At 73.4% G+C, this 15,887-nt stretch carries 17 protein-coding genes; 10 read left to right on the top strand and 7 right to left on the bottom strand.

All coding sequences use genetic code 11. From position 1 onward, the window contains the following. Nucleotides 1-1,384: beta-galactosidase small subunit family protein (locus G5C65_RS15320; protein ID WP_165299380.1), on the top strand; the 1,384-nt coding region annotated here is incomplete at its 5' end. A gap of 80 nt (nt 1,385-1,464) precedes the next feature. Beyond that, nucleotides 1,465-1,617 (top strand): hypothetical protein, encoded by a 153-nt coding sequence (locus tag G5C65_RS15315; RefSeq protein ID WP_165299379.1) that lies wholly within the window; start codon nt 1,465-1,467, stop codon nt 1,615-1,617. A 109-nt stretch (nt 1,618-1,726) separates the two neighbouring features. On the opposite strand, the gene G5C65_RS15310 is transcribed toward G5C65_RS15315, so the two are convergent. Then, nucleotides 1,727-2,767, bottom strand: a complete 1,041-nt coding sequence (locus G5C65_RS15310; RefSeq protein WP_165299378.1) for a zinc-binding dehydrogenase — start codon at nt 2,765-2,767, stop codon at nt 1,727-1,729. An 87-nt stretch (nt 2,768-2,854) separates the two neighbouring features. Between G5C65_RS15310 and G5C65_RS15305 the strand changes: the two genes are divergently transcribed. From G5C65_RS15305 to G5C65_RS15295, 3 genes are all read left to right on the top strand, one after another. After that, nucleotides 2,855-3,289 (top strand): MarR family winged helix-turn-helix transcriptional regulator, encoded by a 435-nt coding sequence (locus G5C65_RS15305; protein ID WP_165299377.1) that lies wholly within the window; start codon nt 2,855-2,857, stop codon nt 3,287-3,289. A 180-nt stretch (nt 3,290-3,469) separates the two neighbouring features. Further along, the gene (locus G5C65_RS15300; RefSeq protein WP_420903317.1) at nt 3,470-4,030 is read left to right on the top strand and encodes a SigE family RNA polymerase sigma factor; all 561 of its coding nucleotides are present in this window, start codon (nt 3,470-3,472) and stop codon (nt 4,028-4,030) included. A 2-nt stretch (nt 4,031-4,032) separates the two neighbouring features. After that, the gene (locus G5C65_RS15295; RefSeq protein ID WP_165299375.1) at nt 4,033-4,794 is read left to right on the top strand and encodes an anti-sigma factor; all 762 of its coding nucleotides are present in this window, start codon (nt 4,033-4,035) and stop codon (nt 4,792-4,794) included. A 67-nt stretch (nt 4,795-4,861) separates the two neighbouring features. On the opposite strand, the gene G5C65_RS15290 is transcribed toward G5C65_RS15295, so the two are convergent. The 3 genes from G5C65_RS15290 to G5C65_RS15280 form a co-directional block, all read right to left on the bottom strand. Further along, nucleotides 4,862-6,064, bottom strand: a complete 1,203-nt coding sequence (locus tag G5C65_RS15290; protein WP_165299374.1) for a right-handed parallel beta-helix repeat-containing protein — start codon at nt 6,062-6,064, stop codon at nt 4,862-4,864. Between the two features lie 132 nt (nt 6,065-6,196). Continuing rightward, nucleotides 6,197-7,081, bottom strand: a complete 885-nt coding sequence (locus G5C65_RS15285; protein WP_165299373.1) for an SMP-30/gluconolactonase/LRE family protein — start codon at nt 7,079-7,081, stop codon at nt 6,197-6,199. Further along, nucleotides 7,078-7,851: an IclR family transcriptional regulator gene (locus tag G5C65_RS15280; protein WP_165299372.1), complete on the bottom strand. Its 774-nt coding sequence runs from the start codon at nt 7,849-7,851 to the stop codon at nt 7,078-7,080. The genes G5C65_RS15285 and G5C65_RS15280 overlap by 4 nt, the downstream gene beginning before the upstream one ends. A 279-nt stretch (nt 7,852-8,130) precedes the next feature. On the opposite strand from G5C65_RS15280, the gene G5C65_RS15275 reads away from it, so the two are divergent. Further along, a complete protein-coding gene (locus tag G5C65_RS15275) occupies nt 8,131-8,895 on the top strand; it encodes a GNAT family N-acetyltransferase (RefSeq protein ID WP_165299381.1) in 765 nt (254 codons plus the stop codon). 43 nt (nt 8,896-8,938) lie between these two features. Here G5C65_RS15275 and G5C65_RS15270 read toward each other — a convergent pair whose 3' ends face one another. Further along, nucleotides 8,939-9,541 carry a TetR family transcriptional regulator gene (locus tag G5C65_RS15270; RefSeq protein ID WP_165299371.1) on the bottom strand — a complete coding sequence of 201 codons (603 nt, stop codon included), beginning with the start codon at nt 9,539-9,541 and terminating at the stop codon, nt 8,939-8,941. A gap of 137 nt (nt 9,542-9,678) precedes the next feature. Here G5C65_RS15270 and G5C65_RS15265 point away from each other — a divergent pair, with 137 nt between their 5' ends. The 3 genes from G5C65_RS15265 to G5C65_RS15255 all read left to right on the top strand — a co-directional run bounded on the left by G5C65_RS15265 (nt 9,679) and on the right by G5C65_RS15255 (nt 12,777). Next, the gene (locus G5C65_RS15265) at nt 9,679-10,104 is read left to right on the top strand and encodes a nuclear transport factor 2 family protein (RefSeq protein ID WP_165299370.1); all 426 of its coding nucleotides are present in this window, start codon (nt 9,679-9,681) and stop codon (nt 10,102-10,104) included. Beyond that, a complete protein-coding gene (locus tag G5C65_RS15260) occupies nt 10,101-10,952 on the top strand; it encodes an NAD(P)H-binding protein (protein ID WP_165299369.1) in 852 nt (283 codons plus the stop codon). The genes G5C65_RS15265 and G5C65_RS15260 overlap by 4 nt, the downstream gene beginning before the upstream one ends. A gap of 355 nt (nt 10,953-11,307) precedes the next feature. Beyond that, on the top strand, nt 11,308-12,777 hold the full coding sequence (locus tag G5C65_RS15255) for an MFS transporter (RefSeq protein WP_165299368.1): 1,470 nt from the start codon (nt 11,308-11,310) through the stop codon (nt 12,775-12,777). A 135-nt stretch (nt 12,778-12,912) separates the two neighbouring features. Here G5C65_RS15255 and G5C65_RS15250 read toward each other — a convergent pair whose 3' ends face one another. Both G5C65_RS15250 and G5C65_RS15245 read right to left on the bottom strand, forming a co-directional pair. Then, nucleotides 12,913-14,136: a PucR-like N-terminal domain-containing protein gene (locus G5C65_RS15250; protein WP_165299367.1), complete on the bottom strand. Its 1,224-nt coding sequence runs from the start codon at nt 14,134-14,136 to the stop codon at nt 12,913-12,915. After that, nucleotides 14,133-14,402, bottom strand: coding sequence for a hypothetical protein (locus G5C65_RS15245; protein WP_165299365.1), 270 nt, complete (start codon nt 14,400-14,402; stop codon nt 14,133-14,135). Before G5C65_RS15245 ends, G5C65_RS15250 begins: the two co-directional genes overlap by 4 nt. Nucleotides 14,403-14,700: 298 nt before the next feature. On the opposite strand from G5C65_RS15245, the gene pgfA reads away from it, so the two are divergent. After that, nucleotides 14,701-15,684 carry a cell envelope lipid trafficking protein PgfA gene (pgfA, locus tag G5C65_RS15240; RefSeq protein WP_165299366.1) on the top strand — a complete coding sequence of 328 codons (984 nt, stop codon included), beginning with the start codon at nt 14,701-14,703 and terminating at the stop codon, nt 15,682-15,684. Nucleotides 15,685-15,887: the final 203 nt, after the last annotated feature.

The raw sequence follows: 15,887 nt of genomic DNA, 5'->3' as shown, positions 1-15,887 counted from the left end.
CGGGGGCGGGCGGGTGTACTTCGGCTACGGCGGGGACTTCGGCGAGGAGCTGCACGACGGCAACTTCGTCTGCGACGGCCTGCTGTTCCCGGACCGGACGCCGTCGCCGGGGCTGGCGGAGTACAAGAAGGTGATCGAGCCGGTGCGGATCGCGCAGGGCAGCACGCCCGGCACCGTACGGCTCGCCAACCTGTACGACCTGACCGACCTGTCCCATCTGGAGCTGGTCTGGTCGTACGACACCGAGGCCGGAACGGTGGCCTCCGGGCCGCTCGCGGCTCCGCCGCTGGGCCCCGGCGAGAGCACCGAGCTGAAGCTCCCGGAACCGCCGGAGGAGCCGCAGGCGGGCGAGGCGGTGTGGACGATACGGGCGACGCTGGCGGCGGACACCCCGTGGGCGGAGCGGGGCCATGAGGTGGCATGGGGCCAGATCGCGCCCCGGGGCGGCGCGGAGCCCCGTCCGGCGCCGGCCGCGCCACTCCCCCCGCTGCGGGACGGCACCCCCGGGAGCAGCACCCTCGGGAACGGCGCCCCCGGGAGCGGCACCGTCACGCTCGGCCCCGGCACCTTCGACGCCGCCACGGGAACCCTGCTCACGGTGGCCGGAGCGGTGACGCTGACGCACCCCCCAGCGCTGGACATCTGGCGGGCCCCGACCGACAACGACGAGGGCGCCCCCTGGCAGCCCGACACCCGCTACGGCCCGCTGTGGCGCGAACTCGGGCTGCACCGGATGCGGCACCGGACGGACGGCGTCGAGCTGACGGACGGCGCCGTGACCGTACGCACCCGCGTCGCCCCGGCCGCCACCGATCTCGGGCTCCGGACCGTCTACCGGTGGACGGTGGAGGACGGCGCGCTGCGGCTGGAGGTGTCCGTCGAACCCGAGGGCGAGTGGCCCTGCCCGCTGCCCCGGCTGGGCCTGCGGTTCGGGCTGCCCGCCGGCTACGGGCAGGCCGGCTGGTTCGGCGGCGGTCCCGGCGAGGCGTACCCGGACACGCGCGCGGCGGCGCGCATCGGGCTGTGGCATGCGGCGGTCGACGAACTGCAGACCCCCTATGTGCGCCCGCAGGAGAACGGCGCGCGCTGCGACGTCCGCTGGGCGGAGCTGCACGAGCCGGCACCGGACGGGCGGGGCCGCACCCTGCGCGTCACGGCTGTGGGGCCGCCCTTCTGGTTCTCGGCGCGCCGCTGGACCAGCGAGCAGTTGGACGCGGCGCGGCATACGCCGGACCTGGTGCCCGGCGACGTGGTCTGGGTCAACGTCGATCACGCGCTGCACGGCATCGGCTCGCAGTCCTGCGGGCCGGGCGTGCTGCCGGAGCACCGGCTCGACCCGGCACCGGCACGCTTCGCGCTGCGCTTCGGGGCGCGCGCCGGCTGAGGGAGGGGTGGGACGGCGACGCCTCCCGCGAGCTACTGGACCACCGCTGGTCGGGCTCGGCCGGAGTCGGCTATACGCAGGTGCTCACATACACCGGCGGCACCGAGCTGGAGCGTATCTGGCTCGACCAGGACGCCAAGCCGAACAACTGGACCAAGGGGAACCCCTCCCTCTCCACTGACCTTCAGCCGCCGCATCTCAGCTACGACCTGCGGTCCGCGGTCGGCGGCTGAGCACGCCGACCGGAACCGGCCGGGCCCGGCCGGAATCGACCAGGCCCGTCCGGGCCGCCCACCGGGGGGATGGATATGGGCGGCCCGGGGCTGCAGGGCCGGGGGGCGCTCACCCCTCCGGCAGGCTCACGATCATCTTCCCGGTGTTCTCGCCCTTGAGGACCCCGAGGAACGCCTCGACCCCGTTCTCGATGCCCTCGACAAGCGTCTCGCGGTAGGTCAGCTCGCCCGAGCGCACCCAGGCCGAGACCTCCTGGAAGAACTCCTCCTTCATATCCCGGTGGTCGCTCACCAGGAAGCCCTCGATCCGCAGCCGCTTCTTGACGACCTCGGGGAGGTTGCGCGGCGCGGACGGCGGCTCAGTGACGTTGTACAGCGAGATCATGCCGCAGATCGCCACCCGGCCGTGCTCCTTCAGCACGTCCAGCGCGGCCTCCAGGTGGTCCCCGCCGACATTGTCGAAGTAGACGTCGATGCCGTCCGGGGCCGCCGCGCGGAGCTGCTCGGCGACCGGGGCCGATTTGTAGTTGAAGGCGGCGTCGAAGCCGTACTCCTCGGTGAGGAGGCGGACCTTCTCGTCCGAGCCCGCGCTGCCGACGACCCGGGAGGCGCCCTTCAGCTTGGCGATCTGCCCGACATGACCGCCCACGGCCCCGGCCGCGCCGGAGACGAAGACGGTGTCCCCCTCGCGGAAGGAGGCGACCCGCAGCAGCCCGGCGTACGCCGTGAGGCCGATCATGCCGAGCGTTCCGAGGTAGGCCGTCAGCGGGGCCAGATCGGTGGAGACGGTGGTGGCCTGCCGGGCGTTCAGCGTGGCGTACTCCCGCCAGCCGAGGCCGTGCAGCACATGGTCGCCCGGCGCGAAGCCCTCCGCCTGGGAGGCGACGACGATGCCGACGGCCGCGCCCTCCATGGGCCGGTCCAGCTCATAGGGCGGCACATAGGACTTCTCGGCGCTCATCCGGCCGCGCATATACGGGTCGACGGAGAAGGAGAGGTTGCGGACGAGGATCTGGCCGGGCCCCGGCGCCGCGACCGGCTCCTCGCGCAGCGCGAAGTCGGCGGGCGTGGGCCAGCCCTGCGGCCGGGCGGTCAGATGCCACGCCCGGCCAGTGGCCGGAAGCGCGGCGGTCGACGAAGACGGGGTCACGGCGGGTCCTTCCAAGATGTTTCAGCTACTGAAACAACCATGCCCGCCATATTTCATGCTGTCAAGCATCCGGGTATCCTGGATGCCATGACTTCCAGCCCCACCTCCCCGGACCCGGTCACCTTCGAGGTCGTCCAGCTCATCGGCGGCGTCACCGCGCGCTACCACGAGGAGTACGAGCGGGCCGCCGCCGAGCACGAGCTGACCGGGGCGCAGGCCCGGCTGCTGGCGCTGCTCGCCCGGGAGGCGACCCCCATGCGCAAGGTGGCCCAGCAGCTCAGGTGCGAGCCGTCCAACGTCACGGGGATAGTCGACCGGCTGGAGAGCCGGGGCCTCGTCGAGCGCCGCACCGACCCGGCGGACCGCCGGGTCAAGGTGGCGGCGGCCACCGAGCGGGGCCTGCGCACCGCTGCCCAGTTGCGCACCGGGCTCGACTTCGCCGCCGCGCCGCTGGCCGATCTCACCCCGCTGGAGCGCACCCTGCTGCGCGATCTGCTCAAGCGCATGCTCGGCGAGGAGTGACGGCGCGAAGGGGTCCGCGCGAAGGGATCCGCGAGGAGCGACCCGGTCTTCACCGGATGCCCCCACACAGCTCATGTCCGGCGTGGAGCCGCATGGCGAACTCCCTGGTAGCCTCACCGCTCGCACGGGGTGCACGTAATGACGGCACATGACCGGGATTTCGAACAGCGAGGGGGCAGTGTGCATTCCCCAACGGAGGAGTTCCACGCCTTCTTTGAGCAGCATCACGCCGAACTCGCCCGCCTGGCCTACCTCCTGCTCGGCGACGCCGAGGAGGCCGACGATCTGGCCGCGGACGCCTTCGTCGCGCTCTGGCACCGGTGGGACCGGGTGCGTGCCGCCGACCGCCCCGCCGCCTACGCCCGCGGCGTGCTCGCCAACCTCGCCCGCACCCATATCCGCAGCCGTACGCGCGAGCGGCGCCGGATCGCGCTGTTCTGGTCGCGGTACGCGGAGCCCAGCGAGGGCCCGGACGTCCCCGCCGTCCTGGACGTGCGCGAGGCCCTGGCGCGGCTCCCGTTCCGCAGACGCGCCTGTGTCGTGCTGCGGCACGCCCTCGATGTCTCCGAGCGGGACACCGCGCGCACCCTGGGCATCTCCACGGGCACCGTCAAGAGCCAGGCGTCGCGCGGAATGGCCGAGTTGGAAAAGCTGCTGAAACCCGGGGAGGAGAGCCTGCCGGGTAGCGTGGACACGGTGCTGGCGCTGCGCGGCGAGAGGGCGGGACGGTACACCTGGTGAACGTGAGCGAGCAGACCGAGGAGACCACCGAGCGGCGGCTGCGCGGCGAGCTGCGCGCCGCGGCCGACGCACACCGGCCGGACCGGGCCCGGATGCTCGCGCGGATCGCCCGCGGCGTCGAGGAGCCCGACGGGCAGCGGGACCGGGCCCGCCCGGCGCCGCGGCCGCGCGGGCGCGCGCGGTCCTGGGCCTTGCCGCGGGTGGCGGGTGCGGTGGGCGCCTCCGTGATGGTGCTCGGGCTCGGCGGCGGCACGGTGTGGTGGGCCCAGCACACCGGCGGCGGGCCGGACGGCGACAGCGCCCACCCCACCGTACGCACCTCGGCCGGGCCCGCCGGGCCCACGGCTTCGACGGGGCCCGCCGAGGCGCGGTCGGCGAGCGGTCCGCTGCGGTCGCGCGGTTCGGTCAACCCGGGCAGCAGCACCTACTGGTCGCAGACCGAGGTCACGGTCAGCACCTCGGAGCAGCTCAGCACGCTGCGGGTGGAGCTGCGGGTCGCCGCGCGGGGCGCGGAGAAGCTGGAGTCGACCGGCTCCTGGCGCACCCGCCCGCCGAAGGACTTCACCGTCTCCGTACGGCGCGAGGACGGCGCACTCGTCTACCGCTGGACGCTCCGGAAAGGGCGCTCCGTGCCCCCCGGCAAACACGTCTTCGCCGGGCAGTTCAACCACCCCGGGGGCGAGCGGAGCACGGGGCACGACGCGTACGAGGTCTCGGGCACGGCCTCGGAGCGCACGTACACGGTCCGCGGCGGCATCGGCTAGACGTGTCGATCCGCCGGACGCGCTCCGGGCCGTTCGCCCCCGGGGTGGTGTCAGCGCGAGGGGCGCGTCACTTCATCGGGGCGCCGATGCGGGCGCTCGGATCCACCCGCAGGAACGTCGACTTCGGCAGCGCGCCGTCCGCGTGGCGCGGGCCGGTCACGGACTTCGCTTCCGTGCTGCGGAAGGGCGGCGTGGCGACGCCGCTGTCCCAGTTGTTGCCGGTGGACCGGGCCGAGCCGCCCGTCTTGGCCGCGCCGGAGGCGTTGTCGACGGCGAGGTTCTTGCTCAGCTTGGAGGGGCTGCCGGCGAAGTAGAAGCCGTTCTTGCCGTTGGCGTACGCCGTGTTGCGGCTCAGCCACATGCCGCCGGGGTTGCTGTTCTCGGTGAAGCCGTGCTTGGTGTTGTCCCAGGAGGCGTTGGCCCGCAGGATGTGCGTCGCGGCCGTGCCGTCGCCGCCGAGCTTGAAGCCGTTGCCGTTGCCCTCGAAGGCGCCGTCGTTCCAGCGGTTCTTGCCGTTGCCGTAGGCCCAGGAGTCCTCGACGGTGATGCCGGATCCGAACTTCCACAGGTCCATGCCGTCGTCCGCGTTGTTGAACAGCCGGGCGCCGGTGACCTTGTTGCCCTTGCCGCTGCCGAATTTGACGGCGATGCCGTCGGCGTTCTGGCCGTGGTTCTCCGGGTCGTAGTTGTTGTACGAGTCCAGGTTCTCGACCAGGTTGCCCACGGTGTTCTCGCCGCGCAGGGTGAAGCCGGAGTTGCCGTTGCCGCTGGTGGTGAGGTTTCTGAAGACCCCGCCGGTGGACGAGGTGACGACGAAGCCGTGCGCGGGGCCGTTCTGGAACTGCATGTCGTGCACGTGCCAGTGGTTGCCGTAGATGCCGACGAGCCAGGTGTCGTCGGGCAGCTTCGAGCCGTCGACCTTCACCTCGCCCCCGCCGTACGGCTCCAGGGTGATCGGCTGTTCCGCGGTGCCGTCGGCCTTGCTCTTCAGGCTCTCCCCCGGGTAGTACGTACCCGCCTTGACCTGGATGGTGGTGCCCGCCTTCGCCACGGAGAACGCCTTCTCCAGCGTCGCGTACGGGTCGGACGCGGTGCCCGCGCCGCTGTCGCTGCCTCCGGTGGCGACGACGACGGTGGAAGAGGAGTCCGCGGCCTGGGCGCCGCCGGGCGAAGCGGTCGCGAAGTAGGCGCCCGCGCCGCCGGCGGCGGCGACGGCCACGGCTGTCGCCGTCAGGCTCCTCTTGCGACGGTGCTTCGGTGTGCGAGTCACTGGTGCTCCTTCTGTGGACGTACCGGGGACGCGTGATCGTTCCGCGTGCCCGTCCGTGGTTGCCGCCCAGGCAGGAAGGGTTGCTTCGGCTGAGGATCTCTTCCACGGGCCCCACGCCTCGCGGGGCGGCCCTCAGCCCGCGAACGGTACGCCCGGTTGGCCCGAGCCCGCGTTCGGGAACACCAGCAGGGAGCCCGCCAGCGGCTGCTCCGCGGGGGCGACGCCGGCCCGCGCTGTCGTCACGTACAGATCCCGCAGCGGCGCGCCGCCGAACCCGCAGGCCGTCGGCCGCCGCACGGGCACCGGCAGCACCAGGTCCAGCTCGCCGCGCGGGGTGTAGCGCCGGACCGCGCCGCCGTCCCACAGCGCGACCCACACGCAGCCCTCGGCGTCGACCGTCAGGCCGTCCGGCCATCCGGCGCCCTCCTCGACCTCCGCGAGGGTGCGGCGTGCCCCGAGGCCGCCGTCGTCCCGCACGTCGAACACGTCGATGCGGCGGGTGGGGGTGTCCACGTAGTACATCAGCGTGCCGTCGGGGCTCCAGCCCGTGCCGTTGCTGACCGAGACGTCCGGGAGCACGGTGACGCGCTGCCCGTCGCCGGTGAGGCGGGAGAGGGTGCCGCCGCCCGTGCGCTCGTCGTAGCGCATCGTGCCCGCCCACAGCGCGCCGTCCGGGGCCACCGCCGCGTCGTTGGCCCGCCGCCCCGGCACGGGGTCGCGGTGCAGCCAGGAGAAGGCGCCGTCCGGCGCGTACAGCCCCACGCCGTCGCGCAGGTTGACCACCAGGCCGCCGCCCGCGCGCGGCTTGGCGGCGCCGACGTGCTGCTCGGTGGCCCGGACGGTGCGCACGCCGGTCGCCGGGTCGAGGGTGTGCACACGGGAGGAGAGGATGTCGACCCACAGCAGCCGCCCGCCGTCGGCGTCCCAGGTCGGCCCCTCGCCGAGCACCGCCTCGGCCCGGACCGCCACCTCGGGGGCGCCCGCCGGGCCGGCCCCTCCGGTCCGCCGGGAGCTCACGCCCGGCCCCGGAAGCCCAGCCGCTCCGACAGGTCGGCCGCGCCCTTGGCCGCGAGCTCCTCCAGCTCGGCGCGCCGCTCCTCGCTCCAGCGGATCATGGGTACGGATATGCTGAGCGCCGCGGCGACCTGACCGCCCGAGTCCCGTACGGGCGCGGCCACGCAGGCCACATCGGGGTTGGACTCGCGACGCTCGACCGCGATGCCCCGGCCGCGTATCCCCGCCAGTGCTTCGTGGAGGTCCTCCGGGGAGGTGAGGGAGTGCGGCGTCATGGCGGTCAGTTCGGCACCGGACGGTATCCGGGAGCGCAGCTCGTCCTCCGGGAGGGAGGCCAGCAGCATCTTGCCGACCGCCGTGCAGTGCGCGGGCAGGCGGCGGCCGGCGGCCGAGACCATCCGGACGGCGTGCGTGCTGTCCACCTTCGCGATATAGATGACATCGGCGTCCTCGAGGACCGCGACATGCACCGTCTCGTCACAGGTCTCGGCCACGCCGCGGGCCACCTGCCGGCCCTCGGCCGCGAGGTCGAGCTGCTCGGCGTAGCGGCTGCCGAGCTGGTACGTGCGCACGCCCAGCCGGTACCGCCCCGGCTGGTCGGGGAGCTGCACCAGGTAGTTGCGGGCCGCGAGGGTGGTGACCAGTTCGTGCACGGTGGTGCGCGGCAGCCCCAGCTTGCGGGTGATCTCCGGTGCCGTATGGACGCCGTCGCCTTCGAGGAACAGCTCCAGAATGTCCAGAGCCCTGGTCACCGCCGGTACTAGACGCCCCATGTCCGCCCCTCGTCCCCTTCGTTCGATACTCCGAAGGATGGCCGATATCGCGAACGAATTTTAATCGGGCCCCCATCCGGCGGCAATACCCCGGCCGGGACCAAAACGGCGTGCGCACCGGGCGTACGCATGATGCGATGCGTTGCCATGGAACCGCCGCCCGCCTCCACGTCCGACGAGTCCCACGAGCCCGACCAGCCCGACGAGCCCGACGAGCCCCATGAGCCCGACGAGCCCCACGAGTCCGATGCGCCCGTACCACCGGGTCTGCCGGCCCGGATGGAGGCGAACCTGGCGGAGCACGCCTGCCACCTGCACCGGGGCACGCCCGGCGCATCCGTCACGGAGACCGGTGACCTGCTGGTCGCCGACAGCGGCCTGGACGACGACACCTTCAATATCGTCGCCCGTGCCCGCTTCACCGCCGCCGACGCTCCGGCCCGCATCGCCGAGACCGCCAGGACCGCGGCGGCCACCGGCCGCCGCTTCTCCTGGTGGGTGGGGCCCGCCTCGACACCGCCGGACCTCGGCGCCCGGCTGACGGCGGCCGGGCTGGCGGCGGCCGAACACGAGACGGCCATGTGGGCCGAGCTCGGCGGCGCCCTGCCCCGGCCGGGCGCGCCGGAGCTGGACATCCGGACCGTGACGACGCCGGGACAGCTCGCCGACTACGCCGCGGTGCTCGCCGCGAACTGGAGCCCGCCCGCCGGGACCGTACGCCGCTTCCTCGCGCGGGCCGCTCCGCGGGCCCTGGACCCGCGCTCGCCGTCCCGCCTGCTGGTGGGCTATGCGGCGGGCCGTCCGGTGTGCTCGGCGGAGGTCTTCGCGTACGCGGGCGTCGCCGGGATCTACAACATCTGCACCCTGTCCGCCCACCGCCGGCGCGGGTACGGCGGGGCCATCACGCTCGCCGCGCTCCACGCGGCGCGGGACGGGGGCCACGGCATCGCGGTGCTCCAGGCGTCCGCGGACGGCGAGCCCGTCTACCGGCGCCTGGGCTTCCGCCCCTGCGGCCGCTTCACCGAGCACGCCCTCACCCCGTAGGGCGGGCGCCCGGCGGACCGCGCCGGGGAGGGGGCCGCCGGTCCTACGCGGCCGGCTCCCCGGGAGCGGGTGCGTCCACGACCCGGGCGACGTAGTCGGCCAGTTGGGCCCGCAGCCGCTCGCGCGGCACGCCCTCGTGGCCGGCCAGCAGCTCGACGAGGTCGGCGCGGGTGGCGGCGAGCAGCGCGTGGGCGGCGAACTCGCCGTCGGTCAGGCCGGGGATCTGCTCCAGCATGGAGCGGAGCAGGCGCTGCAACCGCTCGTAGTGCTCGGTCCGGTACGGGCTGCCGCTCCCGCCCTCTTCCAGGGCCAGCGCGAGGCGGCGGTTGTCGAGCTTGAAGCACAGCACGGCGTCGAGCAGCGCGGAGACGCGCTCGCGCGGCGGAGTGGCGGGCCCCAGCGGCGGCGGGCCCGCCTCGACGGCGTACCTGACCGGTTCGAGGCGCTTCTGGTACAGCGCGAGGAGCAGTCCCGCGCGGTCGTCGAAGGCGCGGAAGAGCGTCCCCTTGCCGACGCCGGCCGCCGCCGCGATATCGGCCATGGTGACGTCCTCGGGGCTCTCGCGGCGGGCGAAGAGGGCGTCGGCGGCGGCCAGCACGGCCTCCCGGTTGCGGGCGGCGTCCTTGCGGGGTTTGCGCTCGGGCACAGGTCCCCTCCTTCGTTCCTCGGTTGCTCGGTTCCTCGGCCCCTCGGTCCCCCGGTTGCAAAGCGGACCCTGGGTCCGTATCGTAAAAGCGGACCTAGGGTCCGGATTCTATGAGATACCCGAGAGGAAGGACAGCCATGTCCGCACCGACCGCCCCGGCGGATCTCTTCCGCCACAGCATGCAGCTGATGCTGAACAAGGACGTCCCCGGCTGGATCGGCCTGTGGGCCGAGGACGGCGTGATGGAGTTCCCCTTCGCCCCCGACGGCTGGCCCCGGCGGCTGGAGGGCAGGGAGGCCATCGCCGACTACATGCGCGACTACCCCGACCACATCGACCTGCACGACATCCCCGACCTGCTGATCCACCAGACCACCACCCCGGAGACCGTCGTGGTCGAGATGCGCGCCACGGGCCGGCTGGTGCAGACCGGCAGCCCGTTCGACGCGACCTACATCGTCGTCGTGACGGCCCGCGACGGGCGCTTCACCTCCTACCGCGACTACTGGAGCCCCAGCACCGTCCAGCAGCCCGGCGCCGACTTCACCAGGAGCGACCGGTGACCGCCGCCGGCACCACCCTGGTCGTGGGCGCCACCGGCACCACCGGCAGCCGCACCGCCGCGCAGCTGGCCGCCGCCGGCCACCGCGTCCGGGCCGGCAGCCGGAGCGGCGCGGCCGTCCCCGGCGCCGAGCCGGCCGCCTTCGACTGGTACGACCCCGCCACCCACGGCCCCGCCCTCGACGGAGTCGACCGGGTCTACCTCGTACCGCCCCCGGGCGACCCGGACCCGGCGGCGGTCATGCTGCCCTTCCTGCGGCGGGCCCGCGCCGCGGGCGTGCGCCGCGCGGTGCTCCTGAGCTCCTCGGCCATACCCGCGGGCGGCCCGGCGGTGGGTGCGGTGCACCAGGCCCTGCCCGGACTGATCGAGCAGTGGGCGGTGCTGCGGCCCTCCTGGTTCATGCAGAACTTCACCGGTACGCAGGTCCACGCCCGCAGCATCCGGGAGAGCGGCACCGTGCCGTCCGCCACCGGGAGCGGCCGGGTCGGCTTCGTGGACGCCGGGGACATCGCCGCCGTCGCCGTCCGCGCCCTGACCGACGACGAGGCGCCCGACACCGATCTCGTCCTCACCGGCCCCGAGGCGCTGAGCTACGACGACATCGTCGCGGTCGTCAGCGAGCTCTCCGGCCGGCCCGTGGTCCACCGCCGGCTGTCCCCCGAGCGCATGCGCGACCGCCTCGCCGAAGAGATGCCGCCGGAGTGGGCCACGGTCCTCGCCGACCTGGACCGGGCCATCGCGGACGGGGCCGAGGACCGCGTCACCGACACCGTGGAACGCCTCACCGGCCGGCCCCCGCGCGCTTTCCGCGCCCTTTTCGAGAAGGAGGGGATACCGGGGCACGGGTGATGTCCGCAGCGCATCCGTGCGCCTGTGCAGCATGGCGGTCTTCAGCCATTCTTCCGCTCTCGCAGGCGGTGGAAATCATGGCGGAGATCGCCTTGCCTTTTCGCGGAAGCTGTGCGCAACGACGGCCCAGGCGGGGCTGTCAGCGGGGATTTCCGGGCAGCAGAAGCGCTGCGTGCAGAGAGAAGAACGGTCGCCGTCAAGGGCGGAAAGAGCCAGTCCTGAAATTCGTTCAGACGCGCCGGAACCGGGATTCGCGGGCTGTTACGGTCCATTCCTCGAACAGCCCGCGCCCTCTTCCCGACTCTTCTCCCGGCGCGCGGCACGCATTCCGCAACCGCCCCTTTGGAGCTGTTTCATGTCTGCTGACGGTGCTACCGCCGTCCCCGCCCCGCCCGGCGCGAACCGCCGACCCGGGCTGGCCCTCTTCGTCATCGCCGCCGCACAGCTGATCGTGGTCGTCGACGCGACCATCACCAACATCGCCCTGCCCAGCATCCAGGGCGACCTGGGCATGTCGGACGCCAACCTGGCCTGGGTCGTGAACGCCTACGCGCTGGCCTTCGGCGGCCTGCTGCTCCTGGGCGGCCGCGCGGGCGACCTGCTCGGGCGGCGGCGGGTGTTCCAGGCCGGTATCGCCGTCTTCACCCTCGCCTCGCTGCTGGGCGGGCTCGCCCCGAACGAGGGGCTGCTCCTGGCGGCCCGGGTGCTGCAGGGCGTGGGCGCCGCGCTGGCCGCGCCCAGCGCGCTGGCCCTGATCGCCACGACGTTCCCGCCGGGCCGCGCGCGGAACCGGGCCATGGGCGTGTACGCCGGGATGGGCGGCGTCGGCGGCACCATCGGGATGCTGCTGGGCGGCACCCTGACCGATGTGCTCGACTGGCGCTGGGTGTTCTTCATCAACATCCCCATCGGCGCGGCCATCCTCGCCGGGACCCGCGTCCTGGGCGAGGCGGAGCGGCACACCGGCCGGCTGGACGTGCCCGGCGCGCTCACCGGCACCGGCGGCCTGGTCGCCCTGGTCCACGGCATCACGCGCGGCGGCGAGCACGGCTGGAGCGACGGGCTGACCCTGCTCTCGTTCGGCGCGGCCGCCGCGCTGCTGACCGCGTTCCTGATACTCCAGTCCCGCGCCGCGCACCCGATGATGCCGCTGCACCTGCTGCGCGACCGCAACCGGTCCGGCAGCTACGCGGCCATGCTCTTCCTCGGCGGCGGCATGTTCGCCATGTTCTACTTCCTCACCCTCTATATGCAGCTCGTCCTCGGCTACAGCCCGGTCAGGGCCGGCTTCGCCAGCCTGCCGTTCTGCGTCGGGATGCCCCTGGCCGCCGGCGTCAGCTCCCGGCTGAGCGCCCGGGTGCCGCCCCGCGCGCTCGCCGGGCCGGGGCTGGGGCTGGCCGCCGTGGGCATGCTGTGGTTCTCCACGCTGGCGCCGGACTCGTCGTACGCCGCACATGTGCTGCCCGCGTCGTTCGTGACGGCCATCGGGCTCGGGCTGTGCTTCGTGCCGCTGACGCTCGGCGCGGTCAGCGGGGTCGGCTACGAGGACAGCGGGATCGCCTCGGCCCTGCTGAACACCGCGCAGCAGATCGGCGGTGCCCTCGGGCTCGCCGTGCTGTCGACCGTCTCCACGTCGGCGGCCGACGGCCGGATGCCCGGTCCCGGGGCGCTGACGCACGGCTACACCCGCGCCTTCCTCGCCGCCGCCGTCGTGTTCGCCGCCGGACTGGCCGTCGCCGTGACGGCCGTCAACGCGAAGCGGCAGGAGCACGACGGCGACCCCGCTGACGTCGACGCCCCGCCGGCCCCCGTCCGGGTGGACTGACGGTCAGGGGCCGCCCCTGACGACGCCGCGCTGCGGTCCGCGGGTATGTCCTGGCTCGGCGCGCCGTTTCCCCGCGCCCCTGCGGGGCGCAGCGAGGGGCAGCTCCGGCCCGGCACGATACGCAGGGCAGACGCGCTAGCCGAGTTCTCCGCGCAGCCTCATGGACCGCAGCACCAGCTCCAGCTCGAAGCGGCTGTCGGGGTCGTCGATCTCGTCGCCCCACAGCTCGCGGATCTGCCGGAGCCGGTAGCGGACCGTCTGGGGGTGCACTCCCAGCCGTCCGGCCACCTCGGGCGCGCCGCCGCGGGTCTCCAGCCAGGCGAGCAGCGTCTCGGCCAGCCGCCTGCTGTGCGTGGGCCCGCACGCCTCCAGCGGGGCGAGCCTGCGCCGGGTGAGCCCCCCGATCAGCTCCTCGGGCGGCAGCAGCACCAGCGCCTCGGTGTGCTCCGTACAGGCCAGCAGCTCGCCGCTGGGCAGCAGGCCGCGCTCCATCAGCCCGACGGCCGCCTGCGCCCAGCGCAGCGACTTCACCGCGTCGGCCAGCGGGACGGGAGGGCCGAGCGCCCCGGCCCAGCCGGAGGTCGCCCGGCGCAGCAGTTCGGCCCGGCCGGGGGCCTCCGGTTCGGGCACCACCATCCGGGGCTGCTCGCACTCCATGTCCAGCAGCACCTCGTCGCCCACGGCGGGCGGTACGGCCGAGCGCGCCGGCCGTACGAGCACGGCGACGGCCACCGTCTGCGGCACCCGCCAGCCGATGCGGGCCGCGCGGTCGGCGAGCAGGTCCGCGGGGTCGCCGGCGGAGCGCAGGTGGTGGTGGTCGGAGAGCAGCAGGTCGAGCAGCCGCCGCTGGAGCCGCAGCCGCTCGCCCGCCTGCCGCGCGGCCGCCTCCGCGTAGCCGCGTACGGACTCGGCGACCAGCCCGTCCAGGTACTGGAAGCCCGACTCGGCCAGCTCGTACATGGCGGGCGGCGGGATCTCCATCTGGTGGCCGATCTCGGCGAACCTGCGCCAGGCGAGCCGGATGCCCAGGCGGTAGATGGCCTGGAGGGAGTCGAGGCTGCGGCCCTGCAGCACCTCGCCCCGGCCGAACTCCTGGAAGACCTGCGGCGGCACGTGCTGCGCCCCCAGCCCGGCCGCCAGGTTCTCCACGAAGTGCTCCAGGGCGCGGCGGATGCCGATGAGCGCCATGGGCTCGCCGGAGTCGTCGAGCACCAGCGGCAGGCCCGGGTAGTCGCGGCGGATCGCGCTGAGGATGTCCTCGGCGAGTACCGGGATCTCCGCCACGGCGCGCTCCGAGAACTGCCGCACGCGCAGCGGTGGTACGTCCTGCCAGGCCGAGCGGATGGTGGCGGCCTTCACGGGCTGCTCTCCGGCGGGGAGGCGCCGGTGTCGTCCGGTGCCGGGGACCCGCCGGAGCCCGGCGAAGGCGAGCCGGAGGCGTCCGGGGAGCCGGAGGGCGACGGCGAGGAGGCCGGGCCCTCGGTCGGGGTCGGGTTGAAGCGCACCAGCGGAACGTTCGGCTGGTCCGGCGTCGCGTTGAGCGCCGCGACGATGCCGAGGCCGGTGCCGACGGCGAGGGCCGCGGCGACCACACACGTCAGTGCGGCGGCGAGGAGTTTGTGCATGGCGGCGGCGAACCTCTCTTCACTCTTCTTCGAGTGCCGTGACGGCCTTCTGGTCGTGCTGGACAGGCCCAGCGGCTCCGCCCCAGGAGCCAACCCCTCTTGAGTTGCTGAGTGTCGGTTGGCATTGACTCCGTGTCAAGAGACCGCCTACGGTTTCCCGCTCATACGGACTGTACAGACAGGGACAACACGCTCTTCACGGCTCTTCCGCCGTCCGTGCACTGCTCCGCCGCAGCACCGCCACCTGCCGCAGGATCACACCTGACGCAGGTCAAGACCACTCTCGGAGTACCCCGCCATGCGCCGTCACGCCTCGCCCCTCGCCCTCGTCCTGCTGGGCCTGGGAGTCTTCCTGCTCGTGCTCGCCCCGATGCTGCTGTGGTACGTCGAGCCACGCGCCAAACGGAATCCCACAGATGTCAACATAACCTCGATCTTCAAAGGCCAGGGGAAGTACTTCGACCAGGAGAACCGGCGGACCAGGAGCGATCAGAAGCTCACCGTCACCCGCCGCGTCCTGGGCAATGTGGCGGACAGCGAGAAGACCGGCCGGGCGGTGTGGGACGTCTCGCAGACCATCGACAGCCCGGACACCCTGAAGCTGGACGATCCGCGCAGATCGTTCCAGTGGACGACGGAACGCTGGGTGACCGACCGGAAGACCAACCTCCCGGTGCGCTGCTGCCAGGCGAAGCCCGCGGCGGGGAAGAACTTCAGCGGCGAGGCGTACCTGAAGTGGCCCTTCGACGTGGAGAAGCGTGACTACCTGTGGTGGGACAGCACGCTGGGCGGCACCGTCCCGCTGCACTACAAGGGCAAGGCGAAGGTGCGCGGCTACGAGGGCCTGCGCTTCAGCGGCACGGTGAAGCCGACCCGCTCGGGCAGCAGGCAGGTGCCGGCCGTCCTGGTGGACCGGAAGAAGAGCGGCCAGATCCACGCCGAGCAGTGGTACGCCAACGCGGGCCTGGACTTCATCGTGGACGAGCGCACGGGGCGCATCCTGTACGCCGCCACCGGCCCCAAGATGACGCTGCGCGCCCCGGGCGGCAGCAAGGACGAGGTCACCCTGCTCCAGAGTGACAAGCTCGCCTTCACCGCCAAGACCCAGCAGGACGCCGTGGACCTCGCCAAGGACGACAACGACAAGCTGGAGCTGCTGGGCACCACGGCCCCGCTGGCGGCCGTCGTGGCTGGTGGCGTGGTCGCGGCGGCCGGTGCGGTGCTGGTCGTCAGGGGCAGGCGGAACGGCCGGGCGGGACGTGCCGCCGCGGACGGAGCCTGACCGGCCCGGACGGCGGAGAGCCGGCGGGACGGGCGGCGGAATCCGACACAGCGCTTATCCGGACGCCAGGAGGAGCGTGAAGTGATGAAGCATCAGCCGGATTCGGCGTCGAAATTGTCACTCCCGTGAGTAGCCACCCGCGATCGGTGCGGCGAACACTGAGCCATCCGACAAGCACCGCCCCCCGCACACCCCCTCTGTGC

The sequence above is a fragment of the Streptomyces boncukensis genome, assembly GCF_011045075.1.
Lineage (GTDB): Bacteria > Actinomycetota > Actinomycetes > Streptomycetales > Streptomycetaceae > Streptomyces > Streptomyces boncukensis.
The sequence above is the reverse complement of the archived record's forward strand: the minus strand, read 5'-3'. Positions and strand labels throughout refer to the sequence as shown.

Bases quoted from the DNA above. Each gene is read 5' to 3' on its own strand.
- G5C65_RS15305 (WP_165299377.1), top strand. From the start codon at position 2,855: ATGACTTCCAGCCCCACCTCCCCGGACCCGGTCACCTTCGAGGTCGTC.
- G5C65_RS15280 (WP_165299372.1), bottom strand. From the start codon at position 7,851: ATGGGGCGTCTAGTACCGGCGGTGACCAGGGCTCTGGACATTCTGGAG.
- G5C65_RS15275 (WP_165299381.1), top strand. From the start codon at position 8,131: ATGGAGGCGAACCTGGCGGAGCACGCCTGCCACCTGCACCGGGGCACG.
- G5C65_RS15265 (WP_165299370.1), top strand. From the start codon at position 9,679: ATGTCCGCACCGACCGCCCCGGCGGATCTCTTCCGCCACAGCATGCAG.
- G5C65_RS15255 (WP_165299368.1), top strand. From the start codon at position 11,308: ATGTCTGCTGACGGTGCTACCGCCGTCCCCGCCCCGCCCGGCGCGAAC.
- G5C65_RS15245 (WP_165299365.1), bottom strand. From the start codon at position 14,402: ATGCACAAACTCCTCGCCGCCGCACTGACGTGTGTGGTCGCCGCGGCC.
- pgfA (WP_165299366.1), top strand. From the start codon at position 14,701: ATGCGCCGTCACGCCTCGCCCCTCGCCCTCGTCCTGCTGGGCCTGGGA.